Source organism: Limimaricola variabilis, assembly GCF_034371605.1.
Taxonomy (GTDB): Bacteria; Pseudomonadota; Alphaproteobacteria; order Rhodobacterales; family Rhodobacteraceae; genus Limimaricola; species Limimaricola variabilis.
Genome location: NZ_CP139691.1, coordinates 622,427 through 642,081 on the forward strand (window position 1 = coordinate 622,427; position 19,655 = coordinate 642,081).

Genomic DNA, 19,655 nt, shown 5'->3' on the forward strand with positions numbered 1-19,655 from the left:
AAATTCCGGTATTATCGGTACCGGAGGGTAGCCGGGCCGGGCGGCCCGTCAAGCGCGCCCGCGCTCAGATCGAGAAGCTGGTGCCGCAGCCGCAGGAACTGCTGGCGTTCGGGTTCTCGATCACGAAGCGCGCACCGATCAGCTCGTCGGCGAAATCGATCGTGGCGTCGGCCAGAAAGGGCAGGGAGACGCTGTCGACCACGACCTTCTCGCCCGATCCCTCGAGCACCAGATCGTCATCCTTGGGCTCGTCGAGCGCGATCTCGTACTGAAAACCCGAGCAGCCGCCGCCTTCGACCGCGACGCGCAGCGCCTTGCCTTGGGCATGGGCGCCGATCTCGGCCAGGCGCTCCCAGGCGCGTGGGGTGACCTTGGGGGGCAGCGTCAGCATGGCGGAACCTATCCGTGGGCAGCGTCATTGGGCCGGTCCGATCTTGGAAAACGCGGCGTTTTCCCTGTCCGGGCGGCATCATGCCCCATATAGGTAAGGTGAATAGTGACGACAAGCTGGCGGTGCACATGACGGCTCCCTACGCCTCCGACCCGCGCGACACGCGCGGCAGGCTTCATCCCGAGGAGGAAAGCGCGTTTCGTTCGCCTTTTCAGCGCGACCGCGACCGCATCATCCATGCGAGCGCCTTCCGCCGCCTCAAGCACAAGACCCAGGTCTTCATCGAGCATGAGGGCGATTATTTCCGCACCCGGCTCACCCATTCGATCGAGGTGGCGCAGGTGGCGCGGACCATCTCCGGCGTGCTCGGGCTCAACACCGAGCTGACCGAGGCGGTGGCGCTGGCGCACGACCTCGGCCATCCGCCCTTCGGCCATACCGGCGAGGACGCGCTCGATGCGCTGATGAAGCCCTATGGCGGTTTCGATCACAACGCGCAGGCGATCCGCATCGTCACCTCGCTCGAGCGGCACTACGCCGAGTTCGACGGGCTGAACCTGACCTGGGAGACGCTCGAGGGCATCGCCAAGCACAACGGCCCGGTGACCGGCGACATTCCCTATGCGCTGGCCGATTACGTGGCGCTGCACGATCTGGAGCTGCACACCCATGCCAGCGCCGAGGCGCAGGTGGCCGCGCTGGCCGACGACATCGCCTATTCGCATCACGACCTGCATGACGGTCTGCGCGCCGAGCTGTTCTCGACCGACGAGCTGGCCGAGCTGCCGATCCTCGACGCCTGCTTCGCCGAGGTCGACCGCAAATATCCCGGGCTGAACTACTACCGCCGCCGCCACGAGGCGCTGCGCCGCTTCTTCGGCGTGCTGGTCGAGGACGTGATCGGCGTGGCGCGGGCCAATCTCGCCGAGGCCGATCCGCGCTCGGTGCGCGACATCCGCGAGGCGGGGCGGATGATGGTGCGCTTCACCCCCGGCCTGTGGTCGGATCTGAAGGTGCTGCGCAAGTTCCTGTTCCATCGCATGTATCGGGCGCCCGAAGTGGTGGTGATGCGCGAGCGGGTGACCGGCGTGATCCACGACCTGTTCCCGCTGTTCATGGCGCATCCCGAGAACCTGCCGAAGCAATGGCGCAAGGACGTGGCCGAGGCAGCGGACGAAACTGCCTTGGCACGGATCGTGGCGGACTACATCGCCGGAATGACGGACCGTTTCGCGCTGCAGGAACATGCGCGGCTGACCGGCTCGGACATACTCGAAAAGACCAATCTCGCGGGGGCCTGGAGTGGCGATTGAAACGGCAACGGAGCAGGCGGCGGCGCTGAGCCCGATCATGGCCTTCGCGCTGGTCGGCGCGATCGGCGTCGGTTCGCAATGGCTGGCCTGGCGGCTCAGGCTGCCGGCCATCGTGCTGATGCTGGTGGCGGGTCTCGCCATTGGCCCGGGGCTGGGCTGGTTCGTACCTGACCGCGACATCGGCCCATTGGTGCGGCCGATGATCTCGATCGCGGTGGCGATCATCCTGTTCGAGGGCGGCCTGACGCTCAACTTCCACAGTCTGCGCGACGAGGCGAAGGGGGTGAGCCGGCTGGTCTTCATCGGCGCGCCGCTGGGCTGGCTGCTCTCGACGCTGGCGCTTCGCTACGGTGCCGGCATGAGCTGGGAAAGCTCGGCGGTGTTCGGCGGCATCATGATCGTCACCGGCCCGACGGTGATCGCGCCGCTCCTGCGCACCGCGCGGCTGGCACGCCGTCCGGCTTCGCTGCTGCAATGGGAGGCGATCGTCAACGACCCGATCGGCGCGCTCGCGGCCGTGCTCGCCTTCGAAGTGGTGCTGGTGCTGCGCACCTCGGTCACCGTCGGCAACGCGATATGGGAGCTGGCGCTCGGCATCGGCGTGGCGCTGGTGCTGGGCGCGGCCGGGGCGGCGGTGGTCGCCTGGGGCTTCCGCAAGGGGCGCGTGCCCGAATACATGAAGGTGCCGGTACTGTTCGCATTGCTGCTCGCCGTATTCGCGGTCTCCGACACGGTTCTGCACGAGAGCGGGCTGCTCGCGGTCACGGTGATGGGTATCGGCATCGCCAATGCCGACTTGCCCTCCTATGCAGAGCTGCGCCGCTTCAAGGAGCACGCCACGATCCTGCTGGTTTCGGGCGTGTTCATCCTGCTGGCGGCAGCGATCGAGTTCGAGACTCTGACCGCGCTCAACTGGCGGGCGGTGGTGTTCATACTGGCGGTGGTGCTGGTGGTGCGTCCGCTCACCGTCTTCCTCTCGCTCATAGGTGCGGGCGTGCCGTGGCGCGAGCAGTTGCTGGTGGCCCTGACCGGGCCACGCGGCGTGGTGCTCGTGGCCGTGGCCGGCCTGTTCGGCGAGCGGCTGGCCGATCTCGGCGTGCCGGACGGCGCGACGGTGGCGCCGCTGGCCTTCGTGCTGGTGGCGGTCACGGTGGTGGTGCACGGCTTCACCCTCGCGCCCTTCGCGCGAATGCTGGGCCTGTCGGGCGGCGCGGTACCGGGCGTGCTGCTGATCGGCGGCTCGCGCTTTACCCGCGGGCTGGCCGAGGCGCTCAGGAAGGTCGAGGTGCCGGTGCTGATCGCCGATCCCAACCACAACAACCTGCGCGCTGCGCGCTCGGAGGGGATCCCGACCTATTCCGGCGACATCCTGTCGGAATCGGCCGAGCACTGGCTCGAGCTGGTGAGCTACGACCTCGTCGTCGCCGCGACCGAGAACGACGCCTACAACACCCTCGTGGCGACCGATCTCGGCCCGGAATTCGGCCGCGACAACGTCTACCAGATCGCGCGGCAGAAGATGGAAAGCGCGCGTCACGCCCTGTCGAGCAGCCTCACCGGGCGCGAGTTCGGCCCCGAGGAGACCTATGATGGTCTCGAGCGGATGATGCGCGAGGGCTGGAGCTTCCGCGTCACCCGGCTGACCGAGGAATACGGGCTCGTGGAGTGGCGCGAAAAGCGGCCGCACGCGAAGGTCGTGGCCCGGATCGGGCCGCAGGGCACCACCGAGTTCATCCGCGAGGACGAGGACATCCGCCCCGCGCCCGACGTGCGGATCATCTCGCTGCTGCCGCCGGGCGAGGAGAAGGGCACCGATCCCGAAGCCGGGCACGAAATCGCGCGCCGCGCCGCCAAGAACAACAGCGGCAAGGGGACGAGCCATCCGCCCAACAAGGGCGGCAGCATGGCGGGCGTGAAAGCCCTGGGGCGGGGTCGCGGGCTGGCCGGGTTCGGCCGCAAGGGCGGCAAGCCGCCGCGCGCCGCCTGAGGGCCTCCAGCCGCGTCCACCGGTCTTTGGCGGCGCCTGCGCGTTGACGCGCGGCGCCGCCGTGGTAAAGGGTCGCATCTCGCGGCACGAACGGCCAAAAGGACTGCGCATGAACCTCTTCACCGACATCCGGGCGCTGGTGCTCGATACGCTGGACGCGATGGCGCGCGACGGCGCGCTCCCCGAGGGGCTGGAGACCGGCGCGGTCACGGTGGAGCCGCCGCGCGACGCGGCGCATGGCGACATGGCGACCAACGCGGCGATGGTGCTGGCCAAGCCCGCGGGCAAGAAGCCGCGCGACATCGCCGAAGCCCTGGTCGAGCGGCTCGGCGCCGACGACCGCATCGCCTCCGCCGAGGTGGCGGGGCCGGGATTCATCAACCTCCGCCTCGCGCCGTCGCTGTGGCAGGGCATCGTCCGCGCCGCGCTGACCGAGCAGGGCTTCGGCCGCTCGACCATGGGGCAGGGCGAGAAAGTCAACGTCGAATACGTCTCGGCCAACCCCACGGGGCCGATGCATGTCGGCCACGCCCGCGGCGCGGTGTTCGGCGACGCGCTGGCGCGGCTCCTGGCCTATGCCGGTCACGACGTGACCAAGGAATACTACGTCAATGACGGCGGCGCGCAGGTCGACGTGCTGGCGCGCTCCTCCTTCGAGCGCTACCGCGAGGCCTGCGGCATGACGCCGGAGATCGGCGAGGGGCTCTACCCGGGCGACTACCTCGTGCCGGTGGGCGAGAAGCTCAAGGAGATCTGGGGCGAGCAGATGCTCAACAGCCCGGAATCCGAGTGGCTCGACGAGGCCCGCGAAATCGCCACCGAGGCGATGATGGAGATGATCCGCGACGACCTCGCGGCGCTCGGCGTGACGATGGACGTGTTCTTCTCGGAGAAGTCGCTCTACGGCACCGGCCGGATCGAGGAGGCGATCGAGAGCCTGCGCGCCAAGGGGCTGATCTATCGCGGCACGCTCGAGCCGCCCAAGGGCAAGACCCCCGAGGATTGGGAGCCGCGCGAGCAGACGCTGTTCCGCTCCACCGCGCATGGCGACGACGTCGACCGCCCGATCATGAAGTCGGACGGCGCCTGGACCTATTTCGCCCCCGACATCGCCTATCACCACGACAAGGTAACGCGCGGCTTCACCCAGCTGATCGACGTGTTCGGCGCCGATCACGGCGGCTACGTCAAGCGGATGAAGGCGGCCGTCTCGGCGCTCTCCGAAGGGCGCGTGCCGCTCGACGTGAAGCTGATTCAGCTGGTGAAGCTGTGGAAGAACGGCGAGCCGTTCAAGATGTCCAAGCGCGCCGGCAACTTCGTCACGCTGCGCGATCTGGTCGATCAGGTCGGCTCGGACGCGGTCCGCTTCCACATGCTGACGCGCAAGAACGACGCACCGCTCGACTTCGATTTCGACAAGGTGCTCGAGCAGAGCCGCGAGAACCCGGTGTTCTACGTGCAATACGCCAATGCGCGCATCAACTCGGTGCTGCGCAAGGCCGACGCGATGGGCATCGCGGTGGATGACTCGACGCTGGCGGCGGCCGATCTCTCTGCGCTCGACCACGAGGCCGAGCTGGCGCTGATGCGCAGCCTCGCCGAATGGCCGCGCCTGGTGGAGATCGCGGCCAAGGGCCACGAGCCGCACCGCGTCGCCTTCTACCTCTACGATTTGGCCTCGGCCTTCCACGCGCTGTGGAACCGCGGCAATGACGAGCCCGGCCTGCGCTTCGTGCAGGAGGGTGATGCGGCCACCACGCAGGGCAAGATTTCGCTCGCGCGGGCGGTCGGCGTTGTGATCGCGGAGGGGCTTGGTATCCTCGGCGTCACACCGGTCGAGGAGATGCGCTGACGGCGCAGCACGACAAGGCAAGGGGCACCAGACCCCGTGGAAGCGAGCGGCGGAGAGTCTGACATGGCACAACCGAGCGATCCGCAGGGGCCGGGCCGACTGGCCGCAGCCACCGCGCTGGCGTTCCGCTATGCCGGGGCGCTGCTGTCGCTCGCGCTGGTGCTGGGCCTCGCCATCTGGGGCTGGAAGCTGTGGATGCGCGACGTCACCGGCATCCCGGTGGTGCGCGCCATGGAAGGCCCGATGCGCGAGGCGCCCGAGGATCCGGGCGGCGAGATCGCGCTGCATACCGGCCTCGCGGTCAACGACATCGCCGCGATGGGCGAGGCGGCCGGTCCCGAGGAGCGCCTGGTGCTGGCCCCGCAGCCGCCCGGCCTGACCGAGGAGGACCTGATGGTCCAGCCCACCGCCGAGGCCGGCGAGCGCCGCCCCGGCGACACCCCGGAAGACACGCTCGCCGCCTTCGACCCGGATCGGGCGATGTCTGCCGAGGACGTGGCCGAACTGGCCGACAGCCTGATCGAGGGCGTGGCGCCGCTGGGCGAGGTTGAGGCGCCGGCGCCGGGCACCGTCGACGGGCCCGACCCGTCGGTGATCGCCGCCGCCAACGGCGCCACGGCCGACCCGGCCTCCGGCGCGCCGGCGCGCCCGGCGCTGCGGCCGCAGGCGCTGCGCCCGGCCACCGCCATGGCCGCTGCCGCCGCGCCCACCTCGGAGCCGCAGGCCGCGCCCGTCAATGTCAGCACCCGCGAGATCCCGCCCGGCACCAGCCTGGTGCAGCTCGGCGCCTTCGAGAGCCCCGAGGTTGCCGGGCAGGAATGGCTGCGCCTGACCGCCCGCTTCGGCGAGCTGCTCGCCGGCCGCGAACGGCTGGTTCAGGAGGCGGTGAGCGGCGGCCGCACCTTCTTCCGGCTGCGAGCGACCGGCTTTGCCGATCTCGCCGAGGCCCGGCGCTTCTGCTCGGCGCTGGTCGCCGAGGACGCCGCCTGCATCCCGGTGGTGGTGCGATGACCGCCGCCGCGATCCTCGGCCCCGAAGGCGCCCGGCTCGGCCGCGACGAGGCGGCGTTCTTCCGCGACGCCGACCCTTGGGGCTTCATCCTCTTCGCCCGCAACGTCGAGACGCCCGATCAGCTGCGCCGCCTGACCTCCGATCTTCGCGAGACGCTGGGCCGCGAGGCGCCGATCCTGATCGACCAGGAGGGCGGCAGGGTGCAGCGGATGCGGCCGCCGCATTGGCACGCCTACCTGCCTGCGCTCGACCAGATGCAGCGCGCGCTCGATCCGCTGCGCGCGCAATGGCTGCGCCACCGGCTGATCGCGGCCGAGCTGCACGAGGTCGGCATCGACGTGAACTGCGCGCCGCTCGCCGATCTGGTCGAGCCGCAGACCCATCACATCCTGCGCAACCGCCTCTATGGCGACACGGTCGATGGCGTCGTGGCCGCCGCTCGGATCGCCGCGGACGGCCTACTGGCGGGCGGCGTGCTGCCGGTGCTCAAGCATATTCCCGGCTATGGCCGCGCCCATGTCGACAGCCACAAGGCGCTGCCACGCGTGTCGGTGCCGCTCTCAGAGCTGCGCGCACGCGACTTCGCGCCCTTCGTGGCGCTTGGCGACATGGCGATGGGCATGACCGCGCATATCGTCCTCGACGCCGTCGATCCCGACCGCCCGGCCACCACCTCGGCCAAGGCGATGCGGATGATCCGCGAGGAGATCGGCTTCGACGGGCTGCTGATGACCGACGACCTGTCGATGGAGGCACTCTCGGGCGACATCGACGCGCGGGCCGAGGCCAGCATCGCCGCCGGCTGCGACGTGGTCCTGCACTGCAACGGCGACCGGGATGAGATGGAAGCGGTGGTCGCGGCCTGTGGCGTGATGGGCACCGATGCAATGCGCCGGGCCGATACGGCGCTGGCGCAGCGCCGCACCCCCGAGTCCGCCGATCTCGACGCGCTGCGCGACGAGCTGGGCGCGCTCACCGGGGAGGACGTGTGATGGATGGCGGGCAGGAGAGCCTGGCGCGCCCCTCCAGCGTCGAGGAACGCCGCGCCGCCGAGGCGCTGATCGTCGATGTCGACGGCTTCGAGGGGCCGCTCGACCTGCTGCTGGTGCTGTCGCGCACCCAGAAGGTCGATCTGCGCCAGATCTCGATCCTCGCCCTGGCCGAGCAGTATCTGGGCTTCGTCGAGAAGGCCCGCGCGCTCAGGATCGAGCTCGCCGCCGATTACCTCGTCATGGCGGCCTGGCTGGCCTATCTGAAATCGCGACTGCTGCTGCCGCCCGATCCGACCACCGAGGAGCCGTCGGGCGAGGACATGGCCGCGCATCTGGCCTTCCAGCTCGAGCGGCTGCAGGCGATGCGCGAAGCGGCCGATGCGCTTTTCGCGCGGCCGCTTCTCGGCCGCGACGTCTTCGCGCGTGGCGATGCCGAGGCGGTGACCGTGCATCGCTCCACCGTGCATCACGCCTCGCTGCTTGACCTCATGCAGGCCTATGCGCGGGTCAAGACGCGCGACGAGTTCCGGCCCTTCGTCATGGACCGGCGCGACCTGATGACGATGGAGCAGGCGCTCGACCGGTTGCGCGCGCTGGTGGGCGAGAGCGCCGATTGGGCCGACATCTCGGCCTATCTGCCGGAGGACTGGCACGCCGCGCCGCGTCGCCGCCGCTCGGCCACCGCCGCGACCTTCGCGGCCTCGCTCGAACTGGCCAAGGAAGGCCGCATCGAGATCCGCCAAGGCGACATCTTTGCCCCGATCCAGATCCGCCGCAAGGAGCGCGCATGACCCAGCAGCCCGAACCCGCACAGTTCGACGCCCCGACCCGTGCCGAGGCGGCGCGGATGATCGAGGCGCTGCTCTTCGCCAGCCCCGAGCCGCTCTCGACCACCGAGCTGGGGCGTCGCCTGCCAGAGGGCACCGACCTCACCGCCGCGCTCGAGGAGCTGCGCGCCCGCTATGCCGGGCGCGGGGTCGAGCTGTGCCGGGTCGGCGACGCCTGGGCGTTCCGCACCGCGCCCGATCTCGGCCACCTGCTTGAGCGCCACGCGGTCGAAACCCGCAAGCTCAGCCGCGCGGCGACCGAGACGCTGGCGATCATCGCCTATCACCAGCCCGCCACCCGTGCCGAGATCGAGGAGATCCGTGGCGTCTCGGTCAGCCGCGGCACCATCGACCAGCTGATCGAGATGGGCTGGGTCCGGCTGGGGCGGCGCAAGATGACACCGGGCCGGCCCGCCACCTTCGTGGTCACCGAGGGATTCCTCGACCATTTCGGCCTGTCGAGCCCGCGCGATCTGCCGGGGCTGCGCGAGCTGCGCGCGGCCGGGCTGCTCGACAGCCGCCGGGCTCCCGACGAGGATGAGGGCGAGGCCGGCGCGGAGCAGGAGAACCTTTTCTGATCCTGAACGCGCTCCTTGGTGACACCACGTCATCGTTGGCCTTTATGGGCCGCTTTTGCGTTCAATGCCCGGCGTCAATCCTAACTTAAGCTCCGGCATGCATGCTCCCGGCAACGCAGCGCCGGCGCGACCCCGCCCGGCAGGACCAGACCGGGACCATCGACATGCCCATCGAAACGGCGCGGCAGATCTCGGCCCGCAACGTCGCCGAGATCCGGGGCGCGATCCGGATCATCCGCAGGATCGAGGCGCAGCAGCGCCGCTTCGCCGCGGCGGCGGTGTCGGTCTGCTTCGCCTCCCTGGCTGGCTACGCGCTCGACCTGCGGCTGCTCTATCTGCCCCTGGCCGAGGGCGGCGGCACCCACCCGCTGACCGCCGTGGTGGCGCTGCTGCTGGCCTCGGCGCGACTGTCGCGGCAGCGCCGCGGCGAGGTGGCCTTCACCATCCTGGCGCTCGGTCTGCTGGCCTGGCGCGCGGCCGAGCTGCTCTGGCAGGTCGCGCCGCTCCCGCTGGAGCGCTGGCTCGACGGGCCGGAGCGGGCGCTGCCCCGTCCGCCGGTGGAGCTGGGGCACAACACGCTGATGGCGCTGGCGGCGATCTCGGCCGCGATCCTGCTGCGACATCGGACCGCGCTCGGCATGGCGGCGCTGGTCACGGCGTTCGGCATCTGCGGCACGGTGATCGTCGCCTACAGCTACGCGCTCGACGCGGCACTCGGGGGGATGTCGCCGGTGACGACGCTGATCGCGTTGCTCTTGGCGCTGGCCTGCCTGTCGCGCCATCTCGACCCGATGGCGCTGCGGCTGCTCTTGTCGGACAGCACCGTGTCGCGGATGCTGCGCCGCCAGTTGCTGCTGGCGATGTGCGGCTTCTGGATCGGCGGACTGCTGCTCCTGCAGCTCGACCCGACCGAATGGGTGGCCGGGGCGCCGCTGATCGTCACGGTCATGCTGGTGGTCGCCGCTGCCGGGCTGATGTCGAGCGTGGCGATGCTGTCCTCGGCCGAGAGCGAGCGGCAGCGCCATCAGGCCGCGCTCGAGCGGCTCTCGGTCACCGACGCGCTCACCGGGCTCGCCAATCGCTGGGCCTTCGACCTCTTCGCCAGCCGGGCCGTGGCCGCCGCGCGGCGCGAGGGGACAGGCCTCGCCGTGGTGCTGATCGACATCGACCGGTTCAAGCTGGTCAACGACCGCTTCGGCCATGCCGCGGGCGACCGGCTGTTGCGCGAGGTGGGGCATCTGCTGCCGCGCTGGCTGCGCCGCTCGGACCTCGCCGCCCGCTGGGGCGGGGAGGAGTTCCTGTTGATCCTCACCACAACCCGACTGACCGGCGCGATGGCGCTGGCCGAACGGGTGCGCCGCTGCTTCGAAGATCGGCTGACGCTGCCCGACGGCTCGGCGCCGGTCACCGCCTCGATCGGCTGCGCCGAGCTGCTGCCGCATGAGGAGACGATCGACGCCGCGATCAGCCGCGCCGACGCGGCGCTCTACCGGGCCAAGAATGGCGGTCGCAACCGGGTCGAACCGCCACCGGCGCGGGGGTCCCGGAAGGATGCGGAAACCGAAGCGCCGCCGCATCGCCGCCGGTCGGCGGACAGGGTTGCCGCGAGCTGAGCGCCGCTCAGGGCGCGCGGAACTGCTTGGAAAGCTTGAGCCCCTGGCCCTGGTAGTTCGAGGCGATCCCCGCGCCGTAGAGCTGGTCAGGAATCTCGGCCATCCGCTCATAGACCAGCCGGCCGACGACCTGCCCATGCTCCAGCACGAAGGGCGCCTCGTGGCAACGCACCTCGAGCACGCCGCGCGAGCCCTGGCCCTGCGCCGATGCATGGCCGAAGCCGGGATCGAAGAAGCCCGCGTAATGCACCCTGAATTCACCCGCCATGGCGAGGTAGGGCGCCATTTCGGCGGCATAGGAGGGCGGGATGGTCACCGATTCGCGGCTGACGAGAATGTAGAAAGCGCCCGGATCGAGAATGATCCGGCCCTTCGGGCTCGGCACGGTTTCCCAGAACTCGGACACATCGTAATAGCCGATCCGGTCGAGATCGATCACGCCGGCATGCGGCTTGGCCCTGAAGCCCGCGCAGGCGGCGAGGGCGGGCGACAAATCGACCGAGAAACCCAGTCCTTCCGAGATCAGCGCCTCGCCATCGACCAGCGGCTCGCGCGCGTGCAGGTCGGCCAGTGCCGTGTCGTCGAGCACCGCCTGTCCCTGTCGGAAGCGGATCTGGTTGAGCCGCATTCCGGGCCGCACCAGAACCGAGAAGCTGCGCGGACAGATCTCGGCATAGAGCGGTCCGTCATGGCCGGGGGCGATCCGGTCGAATTCGGTGCCGCCATCGGCGATCAGCCGGGTCAGCAGGTCGAGCCGTCCGGTCGAGCTCTTGGCGTTGGCGACGGCGGTGACGCCGTCGGGCAGGGCCAGCCGCTCCATCAGCGGCACGACGTAGACGCAGCCCTTTTCCAGCACAGCGCCTTGGTCCAGATCGATGCGATGCATCTCGAATTCGGCCAGCCGGTCCTCAACTCGACGGCCTTCGCCGGCGAGGAATGAGGCGCGGACCCGGTAGGCGACGCGGCCGAGACGCAGGTCGAGACTGGCGGGCTGGATCTGCTCGGGCAGGATCGGTGCTTCGGCGGCGATGGCGCCGCTTTCGATCAGTCGGGCGATCCCCTGGCGGGGCAGAACTCCGGTCACGCGCGGCCTCCTTTGATATGACGACGCCCGCCGCTTGGAGGCGGCGGGCGGTCATAAATGGTCGGGCTAGCAGGACTCGAACCTGCGACCTTCCGTCCCCCAGACGGACGCGCTACCAGGCTGCGCTATAGCCCGACTGAGGCTGCTAATGCCTTATGTGGCGGGCAGGGGCAAGTCGAAACCGGCAAAAATTTCCCGAAATCAGGCGCTGCCCTCGCGTCCCGAAACCGCCGTTTCGGCCCGCGCCGCAGCCAACCTGGCACGCAGGGATTCGAGCCGCGACAGCAGCGGCGAGAGCCGGTCGGCGCGGCCGGCAAGACGCGGCGCGCCCTCGCGCAATAGCGCCATGAGAGAGGGGGAAACCTCCTGCCGGGGCCGCGCCACCACGCCGGTTTCGGCCGGGCAGACGGCGGCGGGGGGCGGGTCGAGCACCAGCACCGCATCCTCGATCTCGGCTGCGTTGCCGGCGGCGGAAGCGGGGGCCTGCGTTTCGGCCGGTACGCGCTCTTCGCGGCCCTGACCCGCGACATGGCGCACGCCCTTTTCGCGCAGGAGCTTCTGGACGCCCTTGATGGTCATGCCCTGATCGTGCAGCAGCATCTTGATGCCGCCGAGCAGTTCGAGATCCTCGGGTCGGTAATAGCGCCGCCCCCCGGCGCGCTTCACGGGGCGGACCTGAGAGAACTTGCTCTCCCAGAACCGCAGCACATGCGCGGGGGTGTCGAGCGCCTCGGCGACTTCGCCGATGGTGCGGAAGGCTTGAGCCGATTTCGCCATGAAGCCGGCCTCAGCTCCGGTTGCCCGAGGCGACCCTGTCCTTCATCAGATGCGAGGAGCGGAAGGTGAGCACTCGTCGCGGGTGAATCGGCACCTCTTCGCCGGTCTTGGGATTGCGGCCGATCCGCGCCGCCTTGTCGCGCACCGAAAACGTGCCGAAGGAGCTGATCTTCACCTGTTCGCCCGCCACCAGCGCGTCGGAGATGTGGCCCAGCACCGCTTCGACCAGCTCGGCGCTGTCGTTGCGCGACAGGCCCACCTCCTCATGCACCGCTTCGGCGAGATCCATCCGCGTCAATGTCTTGTCCGCCATCTCGATCTCCCTGCTCTGCCGCAACTCTAAGGGCAGCGGCAATTTCAAGTCAATCTCAAGCGGATGGCAGACACAGTTGCAGCGACGTCACGCTGATCACCAGCGCAGCACCACCGAGCCCCAGGCAAGGCCGCCGCCGATCGCCTCGGTCACCACCAGATCGCCGTCGCGGATCTGCCCGTTCGCGCGCCCGACCGAGAGCGCCAGCGGGATCGAGGCGGCCGACGTGTTGCCGTGATCCTGCACGGTGACGACCACCTTCTCCATGCCGAGACCGAGTTTCTTCGCAGTGCCTTGGATGATCCGGATATTGGCCTGATGCGGCACCACCCAGTCGATGTCCTCGGCCGTGAGGCCGGCCTTCTCGAGCGACAGTTGCGCGGTCTGGGCGAGCTTCTCGACGGCGTGGCGGAACACCTCGCGCCCCTCCATCCGCAGATGCCCGGTGGTGCCGGTCGAGACGCCGCCATCGACGTAGAGGATATCGCGGTGACGCCCGTCGGAGTTGAGATCGGCGGCGAGGATGCCGCGGTCGGCCGAGCTGCCTTCGCCCTCCTGCGCCTCCAGCAGCAGCGCGCCGGCGCCGTCGCCGAACAGCACGCAGGTGGTGCGGTCGGTCCAGTCGATGATCCGGCTGAAGGTCTCGGCCCCGATCACCAGCACGCGCTTGGCCTGTCCGGTGACGATCATCGCGTTGGCGGTGGTCAGCGCATAGACGAAGCCGGCGCAGACCGCCTGCACGTCGAACGCGAAACCGTGGGTCATGCCCAGTTCGCGCTGCACCATGGTGGCCGCCGAGGGGAAGGTCAGGTCCGGCGTGGAGGTGGCGAGGATGATCGCGTCGACCTCCTCCGCCGCCTTGCCGGCATCGGCCAGCGCGGCGCGGGCGGCATTGGCCCCGAGGCTGGAGGTCGTCTCGCCCTCGGCCGCGATGTGGCGCCGCTCGATGCCTGAACGCGACCGGATCCATTCATCCGAGGTGTCGACCAGCTTCTCGAACTCGGCATTCTCCATCACCCGTTCGGGGAGGTAATGGCCGACGCCCGTAACGACCGCGCGAATGGTCATGCCTTGATCTCCTTGGGCGCGTCGTGATGCAGGGCCGAAACGCCGGCGATGCGCGATGCCAGTCGTTTGGAAAAATCGGACCGCGCGAGCTGCGCGGCGAGGCTGAGCGCGGCGGCGACGCCGGTGGCGTCGGCCGAGCCGTGGCTCTTGACCACCAGCCCGCCGAGGCCGAGGAACACCCCGCCATTGACCTGCCGCGGGTCGATCCGGGTCCGCAGCCGGGCCATCGCGCCGCGCGTCATCAGCGCCGCGACCTTGGACAGCGCGGAGGACATGAAGGCCTCGCGCAGCAGGTCCGAGATGAGCCGGGCGGTGCCTTCGCCGGTCTTGAGCGCGACGTTGCCGGTGAAGCCGTCGGTGACGATCACGTCGACGCGGGTCGATGGGATATCGCCGCCCTCGACGAAGCCGACATAGTCGAAACCGCCCCGCTCGGCGGCGGCGGCGATCAATTCGGAGGCGGCCTTGAGCTCGGCCCGGCCCTTGTGCTCCTCGGTGCCGACATTGAGCAGCCCGACCCGGGGGCGCGACAGGCCGAGCCCGTTGCGCGCATAGGAGGCGCCCATCATCGCATAGGCGAGCAAATCGTCGGCATCGGCGCGGATATCGGCGCCGACATCGAGCATCACGTTGAAGCCCTGGGGATTGCGCGAGGGCCAGAGGCAGGCGATGGCCGGGCGGTTCACGCCCTCGGCCTTGCGCAGGCGGATCATCGACACCGCCATCAGCGCGCCGGTGTTGCCGCAGCTCACGCAGACTTCGGCGCGCTGGTCGCGCAGCGCGTCGACGGCGGCCCACATCGAGGTGGCCTTGCCATTGCGCATCACGTGGCTGGGTTTGTCGGTCATCGTCACCACGTCGTCGGCATGGTGGATCTCGACCCGCTCGGCGAGGGGGGAATTCTTGAAATGCGGTTCGAGCGCCTCGCGCCGGCCGTGCAGCAGCACGCGGGCGGTCGGATCGGTCTCGAGAAAGCGGATCACGCCACGGGCCACGGCATCGGGCCCCTGATCGCCGCCCATGGCGTCGACCGAAAGCGTGATGGATCTGTCATGGGACAAGCCCGTCATCGCGACCCCGATGTTCTGGGCGCGGTCATTTCAGGCGCGCGCCGGTCTTGGCAGCGGACATCCGGGCAAAACCCCGAGGGGCGGCGCGGCCGGGGCGAACCCGGTCCGCGCCATGGCCCGGCAAAGGGCTCAAGCCGCGTCGTCGTCCAGCTCGGTCTCGGCGGCCTGCGCGATCACTTCACGATCGGCATAGCTGCCGCAGGACGGGCAGACGTGGTGGGGACGCTTCAGTTCCCCACAGGAGGGGCATTCGTTGGGGTTGGCGCCGGTCAGGCCGTCATGGGCCCGACGCTGGTTGCGGCGCGACTTGGAGATCTTGTTCTGCGGAACGGCCATGTCACAACCTCGAAGTAATCTGGCTCTAGTCTAAATGGGCCGGCGCGTGTCCGGCCCGGTTGGCGGGTGGGCGCATGGCCCCGGTCAGGGGATCCATCCCGCGACGTCCGGCCGCTCTTAGGGGATAAGAACCGGGCTGTCGAGCCGTGGAATGGATGAAGGCCGCGAAAATACTGCGGCCGCTACGGAAATCAAGTGAAACCTCTCACTGGGGCGTCTCATCGCCGCCGCCGAGCTTGTCGCGGAGTCCCTTGAGCCCGGCAAAGGGCTTGAGGTCGGCGTCGCGCAGCGGCTCCACCCCCGGCTCGCTCACCGCCACATCGCCGGATCCGGCCTCTGGGGCGCGCGGGTAATCGGGCAGGGCGAGCGCCAGCGCCTCGATCATCACCTGCGCGATGTCGATCGCGGCGGGCAGCGGCTCGACCGTGTCGTCCTCGGGCATCTCGACCTCGGAGCCCTCCGGCTCGGACAGGCCGGGCATGTAGCGTCGCGTCACCGTCTCGTCGATCCGGGTCACCACCGGCTCGAGCGTCACCACGCATTCCTGCACCACGGTGGCGCCGAGCTCGCCGGTGAGCCGCCAGCCGCTGGCGCCCTCGGGCGTGAGCGTGGCGGCAAAGCGCAGCTTGCGGATTCCGGGAATGTCGAGCTGGCGCGCGACGGCGGCGCGGGCCCCGGCATCGGGTTCGATCAGCGCCTGGCTGTCGCGCCGCTGTGACAGTTCGGCGAGCCGGATCACGTGGCGCGGGAGTGGGGCGGCGTCGGCCATGGTCCGCTTCCTTCCTTGAAGATATACACGGGGTTGTTGTAAGCGGCTTTAGAAGCCGGAAAGGCTTGGGGCAAGAGCAGGGGCAGGCAGAGATGGTCAAGCATACCGGCGGCGACGGGATCGGCCGCGGGCTGCGCTGCGGCGTGGCACTCCTGGGGCTGGCGGCGCTGACGGCCTGCAGCCCGACGGAACGTTTTCACGGCTACGTCCCCGGCGATGCCGCACTGTCGAGCCTCTCGCTCGGCGAGGACCGCGCCTCCGTGGTCGAGAAGATCGGCCAGCCGACCACCACCGGCGCGCTGGGGGAGAACACCTTCTACTACGTGCGCTCGGTGTTCCGGCATTACGGCTTTCTCGCCCCCGAAGAGGTGAGCCGCGACGTGGTGGCGATCAGCTTCACCCCCGCGGGCGGCGTCTCCAACATCGAGACCTTCGACCTCAGCGACGGCCGCATCGTGCCGCTGACGCGCCGGGTCACCGAGGACACCGTCGCCGACGGCACCTTCCTGCGGCAACTCGCCGGCGCGGCCGGAAACTTCGATCCGAGCGCGCTGATCAACGACGAATGAGCGCGGCCTCAGGCCGCGCCCTCCGATTCCTCGGGGCGGAACACCAGCGCCACGCCATTCATGCAGTAGCGCAGCCCGGTCGGCGCCGGGCCGTCGGGGAAGACGTGGCCGAGATGCGATTCGCAGGCCGCGCAATGGACTTCGGTCCGCTTCATGAAGAAGCTGCGATCGGTCTTCTCGCCCACCGCGTCGGGCGAGAGCGGTGCGTAGAAGCTCGGCCAGCCGGTGCCGCTGTCGAACTTGGTCTCGGCGTCGAAGAGCGGCCGGCCGCAGCCCTTGCAGGCGAAGGTGCCGGGCGCCTTGGGAAAGTCGTCATGGGTGAAGGCGCGCTCGGTGCCGTGCTTGCGCATCACCTTGTATTCCAGCTCGTCGAGCTGCTCGCGCCACTCCGCGTCGGTCTTTTCGATCCTGTCCATCTCGTCCTCCGTGAACTCATGGCCCTATGTAGGCAGCCCCGCCGGAGATGCCAGCGGCGCCGCGCATGGGGATGATCCTGAAGGGCGGCGGCCTGGTGGCGCGCAGGGCCCGAACCACGGACATGGCGCGCGTCATGGCGCTGCGGGCGGCCTGCTTCGGGCCGGCGGGCGGGCCGGACCGGTTCGACCCGGCGTTCCGGCATCTGCTGGTCGAGGACGAGGCCGGTCGGGCGCTGTGCACGCTGCGATGGCAGGTGCTCGCGTCAGGGGATCTGCCGCGCGCCGCCTGCGCCGAGAGCTATGATCTCGCGCCGCTGGCCACGCGGCCGGGTCCGTCCATGGAAATCGGCCGGTTCTGCACCGCACCGGAGGCTCGCGACGGGACCGCGCTGCGGCTGGCGCTGGCGGCGCTGACCCGGCTGGTCGTGGCGGGGCGGGTGGCGCGGCTGTTCGGCAGCGCCTCGCTGCCCGGCGCCGATCCCGACCGCCACGCCCCGGCGCTGGCCTGGCTGGCCGCGCATCACCGCGCGACGCTCGACGCGCCGCCGGCTTGGCACGCGGCCGAGACCGTGCCCCTCACCGGGGCGGCGCCGGACCGCGCCGGGCTGCCGCCGCTGCTGCGCGCCTATCTCGATCTCGGCGCGCAGGTCGGCGATCACGCCGTGATCGACCGGGCGATGGATACGCTTCACGTTCTCTGCCTGCTCGAGGTGGAGGCGATCCCGCCGCGCCGTGCGCGGGCGCTGCGCGCCCTCGCATTCGGCACTTGAAGTGGCGCGCGGCGCCCTCTAGCTGGCGATCATGGCACGCGCACCCCTTCTTCAGCTCACCGATATTTCCCTCACCTTCGGCGGCGATCCAGTCTTCGACGGGCTATCGCTCGCGGTCCAGCAGGGCGACCGCGTCGCGCTGGTGGGCCGCAACGGCTCCGGCAAGTCCACCTTGATGAAGGTGATGGCCGGCCTCGTCGAACCCGATCGCGGCACCCGCGCGGTGCCCCCCGCGACCTCCGTGGGCTACATGGAGCAGGACCCCGATTTCGCGGGCTTTGCGACCTTGGGCGAATGGGCCGCGCAGAACCTCGACATGGGCGAGGAATACAAGCTCGACGTGGTGGCGGAGGGGCTGAAGTTTGACCCGCATCGCGACCCGGCAACGGCCTCAGGCGGCGAGCGGCGCCGCGCGGCGCTGGCGCGGCTGATGGCCGAGGCGCCGGAGCTGATGCTGCTCGACGAGCCGACCAACCACCTCGACATCGAGGCGATCGCCTGGCTCGAGGCCGAGCTCAAGCAGACCCGCGCGGCCTATGTGCTGATCTCGCACGACCGCGCCTTCCTCAGGGCGCTGACCCGCGCGACGCTGTGGATCGACCGTGGCGCGGTGCGCAGGCAGGAGACCGGTTTCGAGGGCTTCGAGGCCTGGCGCGACAAGACCTGGGAAGACGAGGACATGGCGCGCCACAAGCTCGATCGCAAGATCAAGTCCGAGGCGCGTTGGGCGGTCGAGGGGATCAGTGCGCGGCGCAAGCGCAACCAGGGCCGGGTGCGGGCGTTGCAGGATCTACGCGCCGAGCGCGCCAACCAGATCCGCCGTCAGGGCACGGCGGCGATGGCGCTCGGCGAGGGTCCAACCTCGGGCAAGAAGGTCATCGAGGCCTTCGGTCTGAGCAAGGAATACGCGGGCAAACGCATCGTGCAGGGCTTCGACCTGACGGTGATGCGCGGCGACCGGATCGCCTTCGTCGGTCCGAACGGCGTCGGAAAGACCACGCTGATCAAGATGTTGCTTGGCGAAGTTGAACCCGACGAGGGGCGCGTTAAGCACGGCACCAACCTCGAGATCGCGGTGTTCGACCAGGCCCGTGCCCGTCTCGATCCAGAGGCGACCCTCTGGGATAGCCTGACCAACGACCCGCTTATGGCGGTCTCTGGCAGCTCGGACCAAGTGATGGTGCGCGGTACGCCCAAGCACGTGGTGGGCTATCTCAAGGAATTCCTGTTCGACGAAGGGCAGGCCCGCGCGCCGGTCAAGTCGCTCTCGGGCGGCGAGAAGGCGCGACTGTTGTTGGCGCGGATCATGGCGCAGACCTCGAACGTGCTGGTGCTCGACGAACCGACCAACGATCTCGACATCGAGACGCTGGACCTGCTGCAGGACCTGCTCGGCGATTACGACGGCACCGTGCTGCTCGTGAGCCACGATCGCGATTTCCTCGACCGGGTGGCGAGCACGACCATCGCCATGGAGGGCGACGGACAGGCGACGCTCTATGCCGGTGGCTGGAGCGACTACCAGAGCCAGAGGAAATTCAACGAGACGCCCGCGCCGGCGCAGGCCCCCGCGCCGCGGGGAAGTGCGCCGACCCCGACGCCGAGCGCGCCGAAGCCGAAACCCGCTGCGCCGAAATCCGGCCTCAGTTTCACCGAGAAGCACCGGCTGGACGAATTGCCGAAGGTGATCGACCGGCTCACCGCCGAGATCGCCAAACTCGAGGAGCTGCTTGCCGACCCCGAGCTGTTCACCCGCGAGCCGGTAAAGTTCCGCAAGGCGACCGAGGCGATGGCCGAGCGTCAGGCGGCGCTGGACGCGGCCGAGACCGAGTGGCTGGAGCTGGAGGAGAAGGCGAGCGCCTGACCCAATTCACGGGTTTAAAAAGAAAAAGCCTCGCCTTCGGAACGAAAGCGGGGCT

Annotated in this window: 20 protein-coding genes and 1 tRNA gene; 11 read left to right on the forward strand and 10 right to left on the reverse strand. The window is 69.6% G+C overall.

Annotated features, from left to right (window positions below):
- Window positions 1-64: 64 nt before the first annotated feature.
- Window positions 65-391, reverse strand: coding sequence for a HesB/IscA family protein (locus T8T21_RS03060; RefSeq protein ID WP_183468898.1), 327 nt, complete (start codon window positions 389-391; stop codon window positions 65-67).
- A gap of 128 nt (window positions 392-519) precedes the next feature.
- On the opposite strand from T8T21_RS03060, the gene T8T21_RS03065 reads away from it, so the two are divergent.
- The 8 genes from T8T21_RS03065 (at window position 520) to T8T21_RS03100 (ending at window position 10,564) form a co-directional block, all read left to right on the forward strand.
- Window positions 520-1,704, forward strand: a complete 1,185-nt coding sequence (locus T8T21_RS03065) for a deoxyguanosinetriphosphate triphosphohydrolase (RefSeq protein ID WP_183469703.1) — start codon at window positions 520-522, stop codon at window positions 1,702-1,704.
- Between the two features lie 37 nt (window positions 1,705-1,741).
- Window positions 1,742-3,691 carry a cation:proton antiporter gene (locus T8T21_RS03070; RefSeq protein WP_183469705.1) on the forward strand — a complete coding sequence of 650 codons (1,950 nt, stop codon included), beginning with the start codon at window positions 1,742-1,744 and terminating at the stop codon, window positions 3,689-3,691.
- A gap of 109 nt (window positions 3,692-3,800) precedes the next feature.
- Window positions 3,801-5,543, forward strand: coding sequence for an arginine--tRNA ligase (gene argS, locus T8T21_RS03075; protein WP_322336760.1), 1,743 nt, complete (start codon window positions 3,801-3,803; stop codon window positions 5,541-5,543).
- Between the two features lie 63 nt (window positions 5,544-5,606).
- The gene (locus tag T8T21_RS03080; protein WP_322336761.1) at window positions 5,607-6,554 is read left to right on the forward strand and encodes an SPOR domain-containing protein; all 948 of its coding nucleotides are present in this window, start codon (window positions 5,607-5,609) and stop codon (window positions 6,552-6,554) included.
- Window positions 6,551-7,546, forward strand: coding sequence for a glycoside hydrolase family 3 N-terminal domain-containing protein (locus T8T21_RS03085; RefSeq protein ID WP_322336762.1), 996 nt, complete (start codon window positions 6,551-6,553; stop codon window positions 7,544-7,546). Before T8T21_RS03080 ends, T8T21_RS03085 begins: the two co-directional genes overlap by 4 nt.
- Entirely contained in the window at window positions 7,546-8,337 is a 792-nt protein-coding gene (locus T8T21_RS03090; RefSeq protein WP_183468906.1) for a segregation and condensation protein A, read from the forward strand. Before T8T21_RS03085 ends, T8T21_RS03090 begins: the two co-directional genes overlap by 1 nt.
- On the forward strand, window positions 8,334-8,951 hold the full coding sequence (gene scpB, locus T8T21_RS03095) for an SMC-Scp complex subunit ScpB (RefSeq protein WP_322336763.1): 618 nt from the start codon (window positions 8,334-8,336) through the stop codon (window positions 8,949-8,951). The genes T8T21_RS03090 and scpB overlap by 4 nt, the downstream gene beginning before the upstream one ends.
- 101 nt (window positions 8,952-9,052) lie before the next feature.
- Complete coding sequence (locus T8T21_RS03100) at window positions 9,053-10,564, forward strand: GGDEF domain-containing protein (protein WP_322336764.1); 1,512 nt, start codon at window positions 9,053-9,055, stop codon at window positions 10,562-10,564.
- A gap of 7 nt (window positions 10,565-10,571) precedes the next feature.
- Here the strand turns inward: T8T21_RS03100 and T8T21_RS03105 are convergent, their stop codons facing one another.
- From T8T21_RS03105 to T8T21_RS03140, 8 genes are all read right to left on the reverse strand, one after another.
- A complete protein-coding gene (locus tag T8T21_RS03105; RefSeq protein WP_322336765.1) occupies window positions 10,572-11,648 on the reverse strand; it encodes a 2'-deoxycytidine 5'-triphosphate deaminase in 1,077 nt (358 codons plus the stop codon).
- Between the two features lie 58 nt (window positions 11,649-11,706).
- Window positions 11,707-11,783 (reverse strand) — tRNA-Pro (locus T8T21_RS03110).
- A gap of 66 nt (window positions 11,784-11,849) precedes the next feature.
- Window positions 11,850-12,425 (reverse strand): MerR family transcriptional regulator, encoded by a 576-nt coding sequence (locus T8T21_RS03115; protein WP_322336766.1) that lies wholly within the window; start codon window positions 12,423-12,425, stop codon window positions 11,850-11,852.
- A 10-nt stretch (window positions 12,426-12,435) separates the two neighbouring features.
- Window positions 12,436-12,738 carry an integration host factor subunit alpha gene (ihfA, locus tag T8T21_RS03120; RefSeq protein WP_183468916.1) on the reverse strand — a complete coding sequence of 101 codons (303 nt, stop codon included), beginning with the start codon at window positions 12,736-12,738 and terminating at the stop codon, window positions 12,436-12,438.
- Window positions 12,739-12,834: 96 nt separating this feature from the next.
- Entirely contained in the window at window positions 12,835-13,806 is a 972-nt protein-coding gene (locus T8T21_RS03125; RefSeq protein WP_322336767.1) for a beta-ketoacyl-ACP synthase III, read from the reverse strand.
- Window positions 13,803-14,876, reverse strand: coding sequence for a phosphate acyltransferase PlsX (gene plsX, locus T8T21_RS03130; protein WP_322336768.1), 1,074 nt, complete (start codon window positions 14,874-14,876; stop codon window positions 13,803-13,805). The genes T8T21_RS03125 and plsX overlap by 4 nt, the downstream gene beginning before the upstream one ends.
- A 129-nt stretch (window positions 14,877-15,005) precedes the next feature.
- Entirely contained in the window at window positions 15,006-15,212 is a 207-nt protein-coding gene (gene rpmF, locus T8T21_RS03135) for a 50S ribosomal protein L32 (RefSeq protein WP_183468922.1), read from the reverse strand.
- 205 nt (window positions 15,213-15,417) lie between these two features.
- A complete protein-coding gene (locus T8T21_RS03140) occupies window positions 15,418-15,981 on the reverse strand; it encodes a YceD family protein (RefSeq protein ID WP_322336769.1) in 564 nt (187 codons plus the stop codon).
- A 92-nt stretch (window positions 15,982-16,073) separates the two neighbouring features.
- Here T8T21_RS03140 and T8T21_RS03145 point away from each other — a divergent pair, with 92 nt between their 5' ends.
- Entirely contained in the window at window positions 16,074-16,550 is a 477-nt protein-coding gene (locus T8T21_RS03145) for an outer membrane protein assembly factor BamE (protein WP_322336770.1), read from the forward strand.
- An 8-nt stretch (window positions 16,551-16,558) separates the two neighbouring features.
- Here the strand turns inward: T8T21_RS03145 and msrB are convergent, their stop codons facing one another.
- Window positions 16,559-16,966 carry a peptide-methionine (R)-S-oxide reductase MsrB gene (gene msrB, locus T8T21_RS03150; RefSeq protein WP_183468928.1) on the reverse strand — a complete coding sequence of 136 codons (408 nt, stop codon included), beginning with the start codon at window positions 16,964-16,966 and terminating at the stop codon, window positions 16,559-16,561.
- 65 nt (window positions 16,967-17,031) lie between these two features.
- Between msrB and T8T21_RS03155 the strand changes: the two genes are divergently transcribed.
- On the forward strand, window positions 17,032-17,736 hold the full coding sequence (locus tag T8T21_RS03155; protein WP_322336771.1) for a GNAT family N-acyltransferase: 705 nt from the start codon (window positions 17,032-17,034) through the stop codon (window positions 17,734-17,736).
- 31 nt (window positions 17,737-17,767) lie between these two features.
- Complete coding sequence (locus tag T8T21_RS03160; protein ID WP_322336772.1) at window positions 17,768-19,600, forward strand: ABC-F family ATP-binding cassette domain-containing protein; 1,833 nt, start codon at window positions 17,768-17,770, stop codon at window positions 19,598-19,600.
- Window positions 19,601-19,655: the final 55 nt, after the last annotated feature.